At 35.7% G+C, this 17,025-nt stretch carries 12 protein-coding genes and 1 other annotated feature; of the genes, 11 read left to right on the forward strand and 1 reads right to left on the reverse strand.

Annotation, left to right across the window (positions count from 1 at the left end; translation table 11 throughout):
- Positions 1-382 precede the first annotated feature (382 nt).
- From secDF to dtd, 6 genes are all read left to right on the forward strand, one after another.
- Positions 383-2,632: a protein translocase subunit SecDF gene (secDF, locus tag ACTYA4_RS08905; RefSeq protein ID WP_443480757.1), complete on the forward strand. Its 2,250-nt coding sequence runs from the start codon at positions 383-385 to the stop codon at positions 2,630-2,632.
- An 82-nt stretch (positions 2,633-2,714) separates the two neighbouring features.
- Entirely contained in the window at positions 2,715-3,014 is a 300-nt protein-coding gene (locus tag ACTYA4_RS08910; protein ID WP_443480758.1) for a LapA family protein, read from the forward strand.
- Positions 3,015-3,191: 177 nt separating this feature from the next.
- Positions 3,192-5,561: a single-stranded-DNA-specific exonuclease RecJ gene (gene recJ / locus ACTYA4_RS08915; protein ID WP_443480759.1), complete on the forward strand. Its 2,370-nt coding sequence runs from the start codon at positions 3,192-3,194 to the stop codon at positions 5,559-5,561.
- Positions 5,552-6,064, forward strand: coding sequence for an adenine phosphoribosyltransferase (locus ACTYA4_RS08920; protein WP_443480760.1), 513 nt, complete (start codon positions 5,552-5,554; stop codon positions 6,062-6,064). The genes recJ and ACTYA4_RS08920 overlap by 10 nt, the downstream gene beginning before the upstream one ends.
- A gap of 285 nt (positions 6,065-6,349) precedes the next feature.
- Positions 6,350-8,545 carry a RelA/SpoT family protein gene (locus ACTYA4_RS08925; protein ID WP_443480761.1) on the forward strand — a complete coding sequence of 732 codons (2,196 nt, stop codon included), beginning with the start codon at positions 6,350-6,352 and terminating at the stop codon, positions 8,543-8,545.
- A gap of 11 nt (positions 8,546-8,556) precedes the next feature.
- Positions 8,557-8,997, forward strand: coding sequence for a D-aminoacyl-tRNA deacylase (dtd, locus tag ACTYA4_RS08930; RefSeq protein WP_443480762.1), 441 nt, complete (start codon positions 8,557-8,559; stop codon positions 8,995-8,997).
- Between the two features lie 560 nt (positions 8,998-9,557).
- On the opposite strand, the gene ACTYA4_RS08935 is transcribed toward dtd, so the two are convergent.
- On the reverse strand, positions 9,558-11,072 hold the full coding sequence (locus ACTYA4_RS08935; protein WP_443480763.1) for an N-acetylmuramoyl-L-alanine amidase family protein: 1,515 nt from the start codon (positions 11,070-11,072) through the stop codon (positions 9,558-9,560).
- 226 nt (positions 11,073-11,298) lie between these two features.
- On the opposite strand from ACTYA4_RS08935, the gene ACTYA4_RS08940 reads away from it, so the two are divergent.
- The 5 genes from ACTYA4_RS08940 to ACTYA4_RS08960 all read left to right on the forward strand — a co-directional run bounded on the left by ACTYA4_RS08940 (position 11,299) and on the right by ACTYA4_RS08960 (position 17,023).
- Complete coding sequence (locus tag ACTYA4_RS08940; protein WP_443480764.1) at positions 11,299-11,481, forward strand: hypothetical protein; 183 nt, start codon at positions 11,299-11,301, stop codon at positions 11,479-11,481.
- Between the two features lie 60 nt (positions 11,482-11,541).
- Positions 11,542-11,775 (forward strand) — a binding site (T-box leader).
- Between the two features lie 177 nt (positions 11,776-11,952).
- Positions 11,953-13,227, forward strand: coding sequence for a histidine--tRNA ligase (gene hisS / locus ACTYA4_RS08945; RefSeq protein WP_443480765.1), 1,275 nt, complete (start codon positions 11,953-11,955; stop codon positions 13,225-13,227).
- A gap of 33 nt (positions 13,228-13,260) precedes the next feature.
- A complete protein-coding gene (gene aspS, locus ACTYA4_RS08950) occupies positions 13,261-15,039 on the forward strand; it encodes an aspartate--tRNA ligase (protein ID WP_443480766.1) in 1,779 nt (592 codons plus the stop codon).
- 210 nt (positions 15,040-15,249) lie between these two features.
- Positions 15,250-16,017, forward strand: coding sequence for a tRNA threonylcarbamoyladenosine dehydratase (locus tag ACTYA4_RS08955; RefSeq protein ID WP_443480767.1), 768 nt, complete (start codon positions 15,250-15,252; stop codon positions 16,015-16,017).
- Positions 16,018-16,258: 241 nt separating this feature from the next.
- On the forward strand, positions 16,259-17,023 hold the full coding sequence (locus ACTYA4_RS08960) for a hypothetical protein (protein WP_443480768.1): 765 nt from the start codon (positions 16,259-16,261) through the stop codon (positions 17,021-17,023).
- The last annotated feature ends 2 nt before the right edge of the window (positions 17,024-17,025 follow it).

The raw sequence follows: 17,025 nt of genomic DNA on the forward strand, positions 1-17,025 counted from the left end.
TAATCTGTTTCATAATGGGGGTATTCCATAAACAAAATAGTGATTGATTGAAAACTATATCTTGATTATGATTGACCCGACAATAGCTGCTTAACTTCAAGTTTACATTTTAAAGTGTGTATTCAAAAAGGAAACAAATGAGAAGTTTTAATTTGCTGTCTTTTTTGAGAAACTACTAAAGTTATATCTGTAGCCATCCTGTCATGAAATAGAGGTGATGTTTCCTCTTCAGTAGGATGGCTTGCGTTTGTAATGACAAAAATGTAACTATATTCATATTACATAGTAAAAAATAATAAATTCATGAACATAATAATAGTTAGTTATTGTTAAGTTTAAAAAAAGTCATCTTTTGTTTATCTTTGAGGAGGATCAATACATAATGGTAAAAAGAAGTAGAATTATTGCTTTCTTGTTAATTATCCTACTTTGTGTCGGCTTAATGGGCGGTACAACAAAAAATATTTTAAATCATATTAAATTAGGATTAGACCTTCAAGGGGGATTTGAAGTTCTTTATGAAGTAACGCCAATTGAGGGCGGGCAAAAAATAACGAAAGATGTTCTAACCAGTACTGCACAAGCTCTTAATAAACGGGTAGACGTATTAGGCGTAAGTGAACCAAGCATTCAAGTTGAAGGCGAAGATCGGATACGAGTACAGCTTGCTGGTGTAACAGATCAAAACAAAGCAAGGGAGATTCTTTCAACAGAAGCCAATCTTTCTTTTCGTGATGTCAATGACAAGAAGTTAATGGATGGATCTGATCTTGTCGAAGGTGGAGCTTCTCAAGGTTTTGATCAAAATGGAAAACCTAGTGTGTCGCTTAAGCTAAAAAGTGCAAGCAAGTTTAATGATGTGACGCAAAAAGTTTTAGGAAGTGCACTTGTTATTTGGATGGATTATGAAGAAGGCGATTCCTTTAAGGAGGAATCAACAAAAGAACATCCTAAATACTTATCTGCACCAGGAGTTAGTCAAGTATTTAACCAAGATACCGTTTCTATTACAGGAAACTTTACGGTTCAAGAAGCAAAAAATTTAGCGGATTTATTGAATGCAGGAGCATTGCCTGTAAAGCTTGATGAAAAATATTCAACAAGTGTAGGGGCACAATTTGGTGACCAAGCATTAAAAGATACGGTTTTTGCTGGCATCGTTGGGGTAGGAATTGTCTTTTTATTTATGATTCTATACTACCGTTTGCCAGGACTTATTGCGGTTATTACACTTACGGTTTACGTATATTTGAATCTTCTTGTATTAGATTTAATGAATGGTGTATTAACATTGCCGGGGATAGCAGCATTGATTCTCGGGGTTGGTATGGCAGTCGATGCCAATATCATCACGTATGAACGGATTAAGGATGAACTGCGTGTCGGCAAATCGCTGCGTGCTGCTTTCCAGGCAGGGAATAAAAACTCGCTGTCGACTATTTTTGATGCAAATCTGACAACCATTTTAGCTGCTGTCGTTCTATTTGCATATGGGACAAGCTCTGTTAAAGGGTTTGCTACATTATTAATTGTCAGCATCCTTGTCAGCTTTATTACAGCGGTATACGGGTCAAGGTTATTGCTTGGATTGTTAGTAAACAGCAAAGCTTTTAATAAAAAGCCAACATGGTTCGGTGTGAATCGAAAAGATATAAAAGATATTAATGAAAACTATGACACATTAACATTGCCGACAAAATTTGATCGTATCGATTTTGTTAAATATAAAAACATTTTTTTCGCCATCTCAGGTGTATTGATTGCGGCAGGTATTATCATCCTATTTGTGTTTAAATTAAATTTAGGCATTGATTTTTCAAGCGGATCCCGTTTGGAAATTATGGCAGATAAATCGTTGACGACAGAAGAATTAAAACAAGAGCTGAAAAAAGTAGGTATTACAGCAGATGATGTTGTGGTGTCTGGAGAAAATCAGCAAGTTGGCGCTGTTCGCATTAAAGGAGATCTTAGTAAAGATAAAATTGCCGAATTAAAAACGGAATTAAAGAATACGTACGGACATGAGCCGAATATAAGCACTGTTTCACCTACTATAGGTAAAGAACTTGCTAAAAATGCATTTTATGCACTGTTGTATGCTTCTATTGGCATCATTATCTATGTAACGATTCGTTTTGAAATATATATGGCACTTGCTGCCGTAATCGCTTTGCTGCATGATGCGTTCTTTATAGTCGTTATTTTCAGCTTTACAAGACTAGAAGTAGATATAACATTTATTGCGGCTGTATTAACGATTGTTGGTTATTCGATCAATGATACGATTGTTACATTCGACCGTATTAGAGAAAACTTAGCGAAGCAAAAACGTATTCAAACTGCCCAGGAAATTAAAGACATAATTAATAGAAGTTTAAGGCAAACATTTGCCCGTTCTATCAATACAGTGTTGACGGTTGTTATCTGTGTTACTGCATTATTAATTTTCGGCAGTGATTCAATTAAAAACTTCTCACTTGCATTGTTAATCGGCTTAATCGGAGGCGCCTATTCTTCCATTTTCATCGCATCACAATTATGGTATGTGTGGAAGAAGAAGGAACTGAAGAAAAAAGGTGTCCTTATTACGGTGAAAGAAAAACGCAAAAATACAGATCAGCCTCAAGTTTAATGGGCTTTATAAAGGCAGGACCATATCCTTATCAATAAAAAGAATGTGGTTCTGTTTTTTACAATTAAGGGAGGGAAGAAAGATGAAAAGACAATGGAGTTTATTATTTGGGATATTATTTGCAATTATTGTTGCAGTATTTGCTGTTATAAATGTTGAACCTGTTACCGTAAATTATTTATTTGGGAAAAGTGAGTGGCCTCTAGTATTAGTGATTTTGATTTCTGTATTGCTTGGAGGCTTAATGATTGGATCAACGGGTATTGTAAAAATTTTTTCTTTGCAGCGAAAATTAAAGACCGTTACGAAAGAAAAAGTAGAATTGGAAGAAAAATTAAGCAAATACGAGGAAATGCAGCCAGTAGTCGAAGGAGAAAATTAATAATTCATGGGGCTGACTCCAAAGGTCGATAATGATTGATCTTTGGAGTCAGCTTTTTTGTATGCAGGCTGCGCGTTTAAAAGCAACAATCTATACGAAAACAGCCAATCCCTTTAACGAGTTCTCCATTGATAGGATAAGATACAGCTTGTATAATGATTAGATTGGGGTGATGATATGTTACGTTCAAAAACAAGATGGATTACACAAAATAATCAATCAGAAGCGATTGTCGCTGAATTGGTACAACAATTAAACATTACACCTCTTGTTGCTTCTCTGCTCGTTAATCGCGGGATTAGAACGGTTGCTGAAGCGCAAGAGTTTTTATTTGATCATAATCAAGAATTTCATGATCCTTATTTGCTATTACATATGGAAACGGCAGTAGAAAGAATTCGCACTGCAATTAACAAGGAAGAGCAGATATTAATTTTTGGAGATTATGACTGTGACGGAGTAACAAGCACAACGGTCATGATGAAAGCATTGGAAGATTTAGGAGCGAATGTGCAATTTTATATTCCAAACCGTTTTACAGAAGGTTATGGTCCGAATGAAGCTGCATTTCGTTATGCTGCAAGTATAGGAATAAATTTAATTATTACTGTAGATACAGGGATTGCAGCAGTCCATGAAGCAAATATTGCAAAAGAATTAGGAGTAGATTTGATTATTACGGATCACCATGAACCTGGTCCAGAATTACCAGATGCGTATGCGATTATTCATCCGAAAATTCCTGGCAGCACCTATCCTTTTCACGAGTTGGCTGGTGTCGGGGTATCCTTTAAAGTGGCTCACGCCTTATATGGTGAAGTTCCTGAGCATTTACTGCAGTTTGCAGCAATTGGCACCATAGCGGATTTAGTTTCTCTAACGGGAGAGAACCGGTTAATCGCCAAACGAGGCATCAAAAAACTGCGTCAAACAAGCAATGTTGGATTAAAAGCTTTACTAAAGCAAATGAATGTAGAAGCAAATGCAATAGATGAAGAAACAATCGGTTTTATGATTGCACCTAGAATTAATGCAGTAGGGCGTCTTGATAGTGCAGATCCTGCTGTTGAGCTGCTGTTAACAGATGATGAGGAAATGGCAGGACCCCTTGCGTTAGAAATGGAAGATATCAATAAAGAACGTCAATCCATTGTAAATAAAATAACTGAAGAAGCGGTAGAACAAGTAGAATCACAGTTTCCTTTAGAGGAAAACCGGGTCATCATTGTTGGAAAAGAAGGCTGGAACCCTGGCGTTGTCGGCATCGTCGCATCACGTTTAGTAGAAAAGTTTTACCGACCGACTATTGTTCTTGGATTCGATGAAGAAAAAGGGATTGCAAAAGGATCGGCAAGAAGCATTGCAGGCTTTGATTTATATAAAAACTTGTCTACATGCCGAGATATTCTTCCTCATTTTGGGGGACATCCAATGGCGGCTGGAATGACTTTGCAGTTAGAGAATGTAAACGAATTAAGACAAAGATTAAATAGGCTTGCTTTTGAACAGCTGCAAGAGGAAGATCTCATTCCGTTAACTTCTGTAGACGGCAGCTTTACATTAGGAGAATTAAACCTTGAAGCCATTCAAGAAATGCAGCAATTGGCGCCGTTTGGCGTGGATAATGTAAAACCGAAAGTAGTGTTAAACAATACGGAAATGGAAAGCATTCGAAAAATTGGAGCCAATCAAAATCATTTAAAGATCTTATTAAAACAAGGAGAAGATAAGCTTGATGGTATTGGTTTTGGAATAGGAGATTTGTATGAACATATTTCTCCATCAGCAAAACTAGACATATTAGGACAGCTATCCATTAATGAATGGAATAATATAAAAAAAGCGCAAATTTTTATTCAAGATATCATGGTGAAAACTTGGCAGCTTTTTGATTATCGCGGTGCTTTGCAGGTCGAAAAGATAGTCGATAAAATCCCAAAAAAAGATTCAATATGGATATTTTTTCAACAAGATACGTTAAATGCTGAGATGGAAAAGCAAGTGCCGAATTATCTCCTTGTAGAAACGATGGAACAGGCTGCGGCTTTTTCATGCAAAGAAAAAGTAATGGTGTTAGCTGATTTTCCAAAAAACATAGATATTGTCAAGCAGCTTTTATCTAATGTAGAACTAGAAAGAATTTATGCTGTCTTTTATAAACAGCAAAGTGACTATTTTAGCACGATGCCGACAAGAGAGCATTTTAAATGGTTTTATGGATTTTTAGCCAAACAAGGTAAATTCCATTATGAAAAGTATCGAAATGAACTGGCAAAAAGACAAGGGTGGAGTAATGAAACAATTGTTTTTATGACAAAGGTGTTTTTTGAGTTGAATTTTGTTACAATGGAAAATGGATTTATTTCGTTGAATAAGAATACAGATAGAAAAGATTTGACAGAGTCACCGTCATTTCAACAGAAGCAAGCACAGTTTACGCTTGAAAAAGACTTAATTTACTCATCATATGAGCAATTAAAAAATTGGTTTGATCTTATTCTAAAAAAATCCGTTCATAATGAGGAGGAAGTAAAAAAATGGATTTGAAACAGTTTGTCACAATTGTTGAAGATTGGCCAAAACCAGGAATTAGATTTAAAGATATTACAACATTAATGGATAATGGTGAAGCATATAAATACGCAACAGACCAAATTGTTGCCTATGCAAAGGAAAAAGAAATTGATCTTGTTGTTGGGCCAGAGGCTCGAGGGTTTATTATTGGATGTCCGGTTGCTTATTCTTTAGGAGTTGGTTTTGCTCCAGTAAGGAAAGAAGGAAAGCTTCCCCGTGAAACAGTTAAAGTAGAATATGGGTTAGAGTATGGACAAGATGTGTTGACAATGCATAAAGATGCGATTAAACCAGGTCAAAAAGTGTTGATTACTGATGATCTTCTTGCAACTGGCGGAACAATTGAAGCAACAATTAAACTAGTAGAAAGCCTTGGCGGAGTAGTTGCAGGTATTGCTTTTTTAATTGAATTATCTTATTTGGAAGGCCGTAAAAACCTTCAAGGTTATGATTTATTAACGTTAATGAAATACTAATTTTTTATGTAGTAGAGCGCTGGAAACAGTGCTTTTTTTTAAATGGATAATTTTGTCATTGGATAAAGATAATGACTTTTTTCGACATTGTTTTTATTTACTTAAGAAAATTTCCAGTATTCTCTTTACAAGCCTCTTTATTTTAATAATAATAGAAATAATGATTCTAAAATTATCACTATTCTAGCAAGAGTTGTTATGCTAAGCAAAACTTCCTGGTAGAATAGAAATAATGTAATTTTTATGATAAATTTTAATAATAAACGGAATATGAAAGGTGATTACATGGCGAATGATCAAGTATTAACCGCCGAACAAGTCATCGACAAGACGAAAGGGTATTTAAACGAAGAGCATACAGCATTTATTCAGCAAGCATATGACTATGCTAAAGAAGCTCATCGTGAACAATATAGAAAATCTGGGGAACCATATATTATTCATCCCATTCAAGTTGCAGGAATTCTGGCTGATTTACAGATGGATCCAGCTACAGTTGCTGCAGGTTTTCTCCATGATGTTGTTGAAGACACAGATGTCACATTAGATGATATTAGCAATAGCTTTAACAAAGAAGTGGCCATGCTCGTTGACGGCGTTACAAAGCTCGGAAAAATCAAGTATAAATCTCATGAAGAACAACAAGCGGAAAATCATCGCAAAATGTTTGTTGCAATGGCACAAGACATTCGAGTCATTTTAATAAAACTTGCGGACAGACTCCATAATATGCGTACATTAAAACATTTACCTGCCGAGAAACAGCGTCGCATTTCTAATGAAACATTAGAAATATTTGCTCCATTGGCGCATCGGTTGGGGATATCAACGATTAAATGGGAGTTAGAAGACACTGCATTACGATATATGAATCCACAGCAATATTATCGTATTGTTAATTTAATGAAGAAAAAACGGGAAGAGCGAGAGCAATATTTAGATGAAGTTGTTTCGGAAATACGTCAAGGAACAAATGAAGTCAAGATTGACTCCGATATTTCAGGACGACCGAAGCATATATATAGCATTTATCGAAAAATGATTCTTCAAAATAAACAATTTAATGAAATATACGATTTACTTGCAGTTCGAATCATTGTCAATAGCATTAAAGATTGCTACGCGGTTCTTGGTATTATTCATACACGCTGGAAACCGATGCCAGGACGATTTAAAGATTATATTGCAATGCCAAAAGCAAATATGTATCAATCTTTGCATACAACAGTAATTGGTCCAAAAGGGGACCCTTTAGAAGTGCAAATTCGGACAACGGATATGCATCGAATCGCAGAGTTTGGTATTGCTGCACACTGGGCTTATAAAGAAGGAAAATCTGCTGAAGAAGGAACTTCACTTGATGAAAAATTATCTTGGTTTAGAGAAATTTTAGATTTTCAAGAAGATACAATTAATGCAGAAGAATTTATGGAAAATTTAAAAATTGATTTGTTTTCCGATATGGTGTTTGTTTTTACACCAAAAGGAGATGTGTTTGAACTTCCTTCTGGTTCTGTGCCAATCGATTTTGCCTATAGAGTTCATTCCGAAATTGGCAATAAAACAATTGGAGCAAAAGTAAACGGTAAGATGGTTACCCTTGATTATAAATTAAAAACCGGGGATATTGTTGAAATACACACAAGCAAGCATTCGTATGGTCCAAGTCAAGATTGGATTAAAATAGCACAAACATCCCAAGCAAAAAATAAAATTAGACAATTCTTTAAAAAACAGCGTAAAGAAGAAAATGTGGAAAAAGGGAAAGAGTTAGTAGAAAAAGAAATTCGCAATATGGAGTTTGATTTAAAAGAAATTCTAACCCCTGAAAACATTAAAGCTGTTATGGAAAAATACAACTTTATTTATGAAGAAGATATGTTTGCAGCCGTTGGCTATAATGGAATTACCGCGTTGCAGGTAGCGAATCGTTTAACGGAAAAATGGCGCAAAAAACGGGATGCCGAACAAACTGCGACAATTTCGAATGCGGTTGCAGAACTTAAATCTTTTCCAACAAATAAAAAAAGAGCATCTGGTGTTCGCGTGTCTGGGATCGACAATTTACTTATTCGTCTTTCACGCTGCTGCAATCCTGTTCCAGGAGATGATATTGTTGGTTTTATCACAAAAGGAAGAGGGGTATCTGTACACCGAGCAGATTGCACCAATATTGATACAGAAGATGCAAAAGCCCGATTAATTCCAGTTGAATGGGAAACGAATTTAAATGACCGGAAAGAATATAATGTTGATATTGAAATCAGCGGATATGACCGCAGAGGCTTATTGAATGAAGTATTACAGGCGGTTAATGAATCGAAAACCAATATTTCGGCTGTTTCTGGTAAATCGGACCGCAATAAAATGGCGACTATTACGATGTCAATCTTTATTCTTAATGTGAACCACCTGCAAAAAGTAGTCGATCGTATAAAACAAATTCCAGATGTATATTTTGTACGAAGAATTATGAATTAAGGAGAACAACAATGCGTGTCGTTTTACAAAGAGCAAAAAAAGCAAAAGTTGAAGTGGACGGAACAGTTGTCGGAAGTATCCAAAAAGGGTATGTGCTACTAGTTGGCATCACCCATGAAGATACATTAGAGGATGTTCAGTATTTAGCTGAAAAAATAGCAGGTTTACGTGTTTTTGAAGATGAGACAGGTAAAATGAATACGAGTATTGTAGAAGTAGACGGTTCAATTTTATCGATTTCTCAATTTACCTTATATGGAGATACACGTAAAGGCAGAAGGCCAAACTTTATGAATGCAGCTAAACCTGAATATGCAGAAAATTTATATAATGAATTTAATGTAGCATTAAGAAATAAAGGCTTACTCGTTGAAACCGGCAAGTTCGGCAGTATGATGGATATATCCTTAATTAATGATGGACCAGTGACCTTAATTTTAGAAAGTAAATAAAGAGACAAGGAAAAAAATCGTTTTTTTGGACAAGTTAGCTTCTAGCAGCTAATTTATTAAAAAACGATTTTTTTTTGCAAATAAAAGGTTAAGTCTAATGGTTTTTCTAATCAAAAGGCTCTGTTAAATTCCATTATTAATTTTGGTTGTTTTTTCAAAGTTTGTTGTTTTTTACATAAAACATTTGGAAAAGTGTTTCTTAGCAGCCTGCATACACGTAGACTCCTGTGGGAATGCGAGAAAGACGAGACCCCGCAGGAGCGTATGCGACGAGGAGGCTCGACGCTCGCCCACGGAAAGCGAAGTGTATGCAGGCTGCGGCGTTTAAAAGCAACAATCTATACGAAAACAGCATTAATTTTCAAAAGGTCAGGGAATCTACGCATTTTACGTGGACGAACCAGCAAGTCTTCTCGCTCGTACCTCACTGCGGGGTCTTGCCAGCCCGTTTTTCAGCGAAAGTCTCGCAGATTCCCTTCTCATAAACAACATTATCGTTTATTTGAGCCAATCAAAAGAAAAAACTGTCCCTAATAAAAAGGGACAGCACTCTTTAATGTTTATTGAAAATAATTTGCCAATCCTTGATAAATGGCAGTTGAAACGGTTTCTTGATACTTTTGGGTCGCTACTAACTGCTCTTCTGATGCGTTGCTTAAGTAGCCTAGCTCTAATAACGTGGCAGGCTGAGTATTTTCTCGAAGTACGAAATAATTATTTTGCCTAACACCACGATCGGTTAAGTTTGTCGCTTCAATGATGCTTTCATGCAGTTCATTTGCCAGCTCTTTTTGAGAAGAAGTATAATAATAGCTCGTCATTCCCATGATGGTAGGGTCTTGGACACTATCGTAATGAATGCTGATAAAGGCGTCAGCATGTAAACTGCTGCTTAAATTCACCCTATTTTGCAATGAAAGAAAACTATCATTGGACCTTGTTAAAATGACATTGCTGCCAGCAGCTTTTAATTTATCTGCCAATAAATGAGCAGTACGGATCGTTAAGTCTTTTTCTAATGTGCCAAATATACCAATGGTTCCACTATCTTTGCCCCCGTGTCCGGGGTCAATGACAATTACTTTGTCTTTTAAGTCGCCTTTTTTCGGTTCTGCATTAGCTTCTTTTATTGGATGAGATGCTTCTTTTACAATCCAATTTGCAACATACCCGACATCCCCATCTGATAATTCTATCTTATACCAGTCGCCGATTTCTCCAATTGTTTGAAAAATATCGCCTTTATTAGCAACTAATTTTACATTGGAATGAACAGTGGCATTACTTCTTATATTGGTTCCGTTATAAAGAATCGCTATTTTTGTGTTTGATTTTTTTTCAACAGTATCTTCTTTTTTGTTTTCAAAATCGAGATAATCACTATTTACCCATGCGGAATTTCCAGAATATTGGATGTTCGACCAATTTCCTTGTTGAGAAACAATATGAACAATCGAATCTTTTGCAAGTTTCCCAATAATATCTCCTGTGGTGGATGGGCTGTTCCGAACATTTATTTCTTTTTCTGAGACAGTTGCGGTCTCGGTGTTCGTGCTCACATCCGTTTCCTCAGGTGGGGTGTCCGCATTAACTTCGACAAATTCCTTATGTACCCATCCAGTCCCAACTGCTGTTTCAATTTTTATCCAATCACCATTTTCAGAAAGGATAGTTACAGAAGAATCCTTGCTTAGTGTGTTTATTACAAGGTAGTTTGTTCCGGGACCATTTCGCAGGCGAAGTCCATTTTCTTTCACAAAACCTGTTTGTGATTGAATAGTAGTTGAAGTATCACCAGAATTGCTTTTTGAAACGAGCCAGCTAGCGACCCAGCCTGTTTTTCCTGTATGTAAGTTAATTTCGATCCAATCGGATTGTTCTTGAACAATAGGGTATTCTGTATTTATTTCCATTTGACCGATAATAGCTGCATCGGTATTTGGGCCTTCTCTTATATTAATAATGCTTGCTGAGCTAACCGTTTGGCTGCTTTCCGCCATTCCTTTCATAGTAGGAAAAAATAGAATCATCAATAAAGATAGAAGAAAATAAATGACGTTTTTTCTTGTATTCAATCAATAGAACCTCCTTTCTTTAATAGTAGAAATAAAAATAAAAAAAAACAATGATTTTTTTGTCCTAGTTTTGAACAACCTCATTTACATACCTTTCTAGCCTTAAACTACTTATTCCTTCAAAAACTTTCTTGTATTTATTTTCAAAATTAGACAATAAAAATAAGAAATGAGGCAATTTTTTTCTAAGCTTAGGGAAAAATAGAAGTAACTTTAAGAATAAAGGGTGATTTTCTTGAGATTTGGAGAAAAAAGTTCAGCAGTAAATCAAATTGATGCAAAATTATTAGGCGTTAATCTTCATGACTTTATGGAAAAAGAATCAAATATAACAATTGAATTAGCTTCTGAATTCGGATTATCCCTTGAAGCGGTTAAAAAGCTGAAAAAACAATTAGAAAGAAACTGAAAAGCCTATTGACAATAAAATATATCCTCATTATTATTAAACAATGGATAAGTTATGATGAATTAACCAATGATAGAGAAAAGTAATTAAGAAACACATGAAAAGAGAGGAAATGCCTTAGGCTGCAAGCATTTCTGCATGATGACTTAATGAAAGAACACTCTTTAGGTTTTCTTCTGAACACGCTTTAATAGCCTCAGTAGGAATGAAACGTTAGCAGGCGTTAACTGCAAAGTGGAAGATAAAGATCTTCAATTAGGGTGGTACCACGGGATATAAACTCTCGTCCCTTGTATGGAATGATACAAGGGACGAGAGTTTTTTGTTGTATAAAGGGAAGTCATTAAATGATAAGCGGCGAATCACTACGTTGGTTTGCTTCTAATTTGATGACTTTTTGAACACACATTTAGACAAGTTGGTACTACATTAAAATGAGTGTAATTTGCGGAATAAGGAGGATACATATAAATGCCAATCAATATACCTAGAGGAACGCAGGATATTTTACCTGGTGAAGTAGAAAAATGGCAGTATATCGAAAAAAAGTTAAGAGAAATTTGTGAAAGATTTCAATATAATGAAATTCGCACACCGGTTTTTGAACATACAGAACTATTTTTAAGAAGTGTTGGGGATACAACGGATATTGTGCAAAAAGAGATGTACACATTCCAAGACAGAGGGGAAAGAAGTCTGACATTACGTCCAGAAGGAACTGCTTCAGTTGTTCGCTCATTTGTGGAAAATAAAATGCACGGATATGCTAATCAGCCAATTAAACTTTATTATTGCGGACCAATGTTTCGTTATGAACGTCCGCAGGCAGGACGATTCCGCCAGTTTGTTCAGTTTGGCGTGGAAGCGATCGGAAGCAATGATCCGGCAATTGATGCAGAGGTAATGGCACTGGCGTTTTCCGTATATGAAAGCTTAGGTCTTTCGAAACTAAAGCTAGTAGTAAACAGCCTTGGTGATAAAGACAGTAGAATTGCTCATAGAGAAGCGTTGATTGCTCATTTTAAACCGAGCATCGGTGAATTTTGCCATGATTGTCAAACGCGATTAGAAAAAAATCCAATGAGAATATTAGATTGTAAAAAAGATCGTGAGCATCCATTAATGAACACAGCACCGTCGATTCTTGATTTTTTAAATGAAGCATCTCAGGCATATTTTGAAAAAGTACAGAAATATTTAACGGCTTTAAATATTCCATATGTAGTGGATTCTAATTTAGTTCGTGGATTAGATTATTATAAACATACTGCCTTTGAAATTATGAGTGAAGCAGAAGGATTTGGTGCGATCACGACACTTTGCGGCGGCGGCAGATATGATGGCTTAACAGAAGAATTAGATGGACCAGAAGCACCGGGAATTGGGTTTGCGATGAGTATTGAACGATTGCTTGCATCCCTAAAAGCAGAAAATATTGAATTACCGATCGAAAAAACGATTGATGTTTTTCTTGTTTCATTAGGAGAAGAAGCAAAGGACTATACAGTCGGCCTTCTTAATACTTTGCGACAAGCTGGTTTCTCTGCTGAAAGAGATTATTTAAATCGAAAAATAAAAGGCCAGTTTAAAGCGGCGGATCGTCTTTGTGCCAAGTATGTTGCAGTACTAGGGGAAGATGAATTGCAAAACAATAAAATTAACGTAAAGTCATTAGAAACAGGCGAACAAAAAGAAATAGAATTAAAAAATCTAGTAGATGCTTTAAAAGATTTTTCAGCATATTAATAAAAATAGAGTAGAGTTTTAGGAGGATTCAAGATGTTTGGTAGAACGTATTATTGCGGCGAAGTAACAGAAGCTGCTATTGGAGAAAGTGTTGTCTTAAAAGGTTGGGTGCAGAGAAGACGTGATCTTGGGGGACTTATTTTTATTGATTTAAGAGACCGTACAGGTATCGTACAAATTGTTTTTAATCCAGAAGTGAATAAAGAAGCCATTGAAATTGCAGACAAAGTTCGTAATGAATTTGTGCTTGATATTAAAGGAAAAGTAGTTGCTAGACAAGAAAACACGATTAATGACAAGTTGGAAACTGGCAAAATTGAAATTTTCGTCGAAGGTATTACGATTTTAAATGAATCAAAAACACCGCCGTTTGCTATAGAAGATAAAACGGAAGTAGCAGAAGATGTAAGGTTGAAATACCGTTATTTAGATTTAAGAAGACCAGCTATGTTTGAAACATTTAAAATGCGTCATCAAGTAACGAAAGTGATGAGAGACTTTTTAGATGCAGAAGGCTTTTTAGATATTGAAACACCAATCTTACAGAAAAGCACACCAGAAGGGGCAAGGGATTATCTTGTACCAAGTCGTGTTCATGAAGGTGAGTTTTATGCCCTTCCTCAGTCGCCGCAGCTTTTTAAACAATTATTAATGGTCGGTGGAATTGAACGCTATTATCAAATTGCTCGCTGCTTCCGCGACGAAGATTTGCGCGCAGATCGTCAGCCTGAATTTACTCAGCTCGATATTGAAACAAGCTTTATGAGTCAAGAAGACATTATGAAAATGATGGAAAAGATGATGGCACGAATTATGAAAGAAGTGAAGGGAATAGACGTTGCGCTGCCATTCCCAAGAATGCCTTATGATGAAGCGATGAGCAGATATGGTTCAGATAAACCAGATACTCGTTTTGACATGGAACTAGTGAATCTTTCCGAAATCGTCAAAGATTCAAGTTTTAAAGTGTTTGCAGCTGCAGTTGAAACAGGCGGTCAAGTGAAAGCAATTAATGTGAAGAACGCTAGCGACAAATATTCACGTAAAGATATTGATGCGTTAACTGAATTTGTAAAAGTATACGGTGCAAAAGGGTTAGCATGGTTAAAAGCTGATGAAGAAGGCCTTAAAGGTCCAATCGCTAAATTTATTTCCGAAGAAGAACAAAAGGCAATGGCATCAGCACTTTCGATTGAAAGCGGCGACTTACTATTATTTGTTGCAGATAAAACAAATATTGTTGCGGATAGCTTAGGTACGCTTCGTTTAAAACTTGCAAAAGAATTACAATTAATTGACGAAAGCAAGTTTAATTTCTTATGGGTGACAGACTGGCCATTATTTGAATTCGACGAAGAAGAAGGCCGTTTCTACGCAGCGCATCATCCATTTACAATGCCGCAAAGAGAAGACATCGAATTACTAGATACAAATCCGAAGCAAGTAAAAGCGCAAGCATATGATATTGTCTTAAATGGATATGAGCTTGGCGGAGGATCATTGCGTATTTTTGAAAAGCATATACAAGAAAAAATGTTTAGCCATTTAGGCTTTTCACAAGAAGAAGCATATGAGCAATTTGGTTTCTTATTAGATGCATTCGAATACGGAACACCACCACACGGGGGAATTGCGATTGGTTTAGACCGTTTAATTATGCTATTGTCAGGCAAAACAAATCTTCGTGATACGATTGCCTTCCCAAAAACAGCAAGTGCAAGCTGCTTAATGACAAATGCACCAGGTGAAGTAAGTGAAAATCAATTAAATGAATTGCATCTTGCGTTAAATTTAAGTAAAAAAGATAAGTAATGAAAAGAGGTGGTATTGTAGATTTTTCGACAATACCACCTCTTTTGTGTTATAAAAAATAGGTATAATTAGTAGAAGGTAGTAGCACCATGAAAATTATGATATATTACAAAAGATGTTGCGGGTTTAGATGATATAAAATAAGGATAGTAACTATCTAATCTATACTTAGTATTTATGAGAACAAAAATAGATGGAGTTGAAAAATAAATGTTGCATCAATTTTCAAGGAATGAATTAGCGATAGGAAAAGAAGGCTTGGATCAGTTGAAAAACAGTACAGTAGCTGTATTAGGAATTGGCGGAGTTGGGTCGTTTGCGGCAGAAGCGCTTGCCAGAACTGGAGTTGGGAAAATAATCTTAATCGATAAAGATGATGTCGATATTACGAATGTGAACCGTCAAATCATTGCTTTATTATCTACAGTTGGCCGCCCAAAAGTAGACATTATGAAAGAAAGAATAGCTGATATAAACCCAGAATGCGAAGTAATTGCATTAAAAATGTTTTATACGGAAGAGACATATGAAGAAATTTTTGCATACGGCTTAGACTATGTGGTAGATGCTTCTGATACGATAAGCTACAAAATTCATTTGATGAAAGAGTGTTTACAACGAAATATTCCGATTATCTCCAGTATGGGGGCTGCTAATAAAATGGATCCGACTCGTTTTCAAATAGCAGATATAAGTAAAACACATACGGATCCGATTGCAAAAGTTGTTCGTACACGGTTAAGAAAAGAAGGAATTCGCAAAGGAATCCCAGTTGTTTTTTCCGATGAAAGTCCAATTGTCATTCGCGAAGATATTCGAAAAGTGGTCGGAAAAGAGGATGCCGCCATTCGCAAAGCAAAAATGCCGCCATCTTCCAATGCGTTTGTCCCGTCAGTTGCTGGGCTAATTATGGCAAGCCATGTCGTGAAAGAGCTGTTGGGAGATATTAATATAATTAGAGTAAAAGATGAAAAGTAAATGGAAACCTCCTTGCGTATAAGGAGGTTTTTTTATTGCTTAAGACAATCGAGCATCCATTGTTTCAGTTTTTCTTATTTAGCTATTTTTCTGCAAAAATCTTCAAAATCTCGTTATTTGAAGAGTCTGAACCAGATTAGAGGAAAAAATGGATATTATTACAAATATCTATTGACGATAATTAATGTATTAGTGTACTATTTAAATAGTACACTAATACATTAATTATTGGGGGAAAATAATGAAGGCTTTTAAAGGGTTGTTAAAAAAAGATTTAAAGCTCTCCAAAACGATGTTTTATACGTTTTTAATCATGATGGCAATTATGATTGCGACTGGATTTGGATTTTCTGGATATTATCAAAAATTTGATATTGTAGCAGTTTTTGCTTTTGGTTTAGTTGGAGCACATGTTATTTATCTTCCGTTATCTATTTATAGTAGCTTGCGGGTTGAAGGAAAAACACAATTATGGCTTCATAATCCAAACAGCAGTATACTATTACTTTTGTCTAAAATATTGTCTAGTTTCATTTTCGCAGTTATTTCTCTTACCATTAGTATCCTCTTTGCAACCATCTGTCTAAGGATGTCAGATCAAATGAATCTAATTTTTACTCGTACTGAATTACTGTTTATGGGAATTTTTATTCTTTCTATATCTGACTTTATGAGTATTTGGGGTATTTTTTACTGGGTTATTTATCACTCTTTAGCCAAAATTACTTGGCTGAAAAAAATTAGATGGCTGCTTCTCTTTCTCATGTGGAATGCTTGGGAAGCCGTTACTAATTTTCTAGATAAATTATCGTTTATCAAAGAGCTGAAGCAAATCGGTGTTATTAAGATCGGAAATGCGCTGCAGTTTCAAGGAAGTGAAGGTTCCTTTAGTACCAGCATCGAGTCTACAGAAGTTTCTCTTGTTGTCATCGCAGGCTATCTTTGTATTACAATTATTCTATTTTTTATTTCTTCCTGGTTATTGGACAGAAAAGTGGAGGTGTAACC

This window comes from Niallia yueguangensis (genome assembly GCF_052663115.1).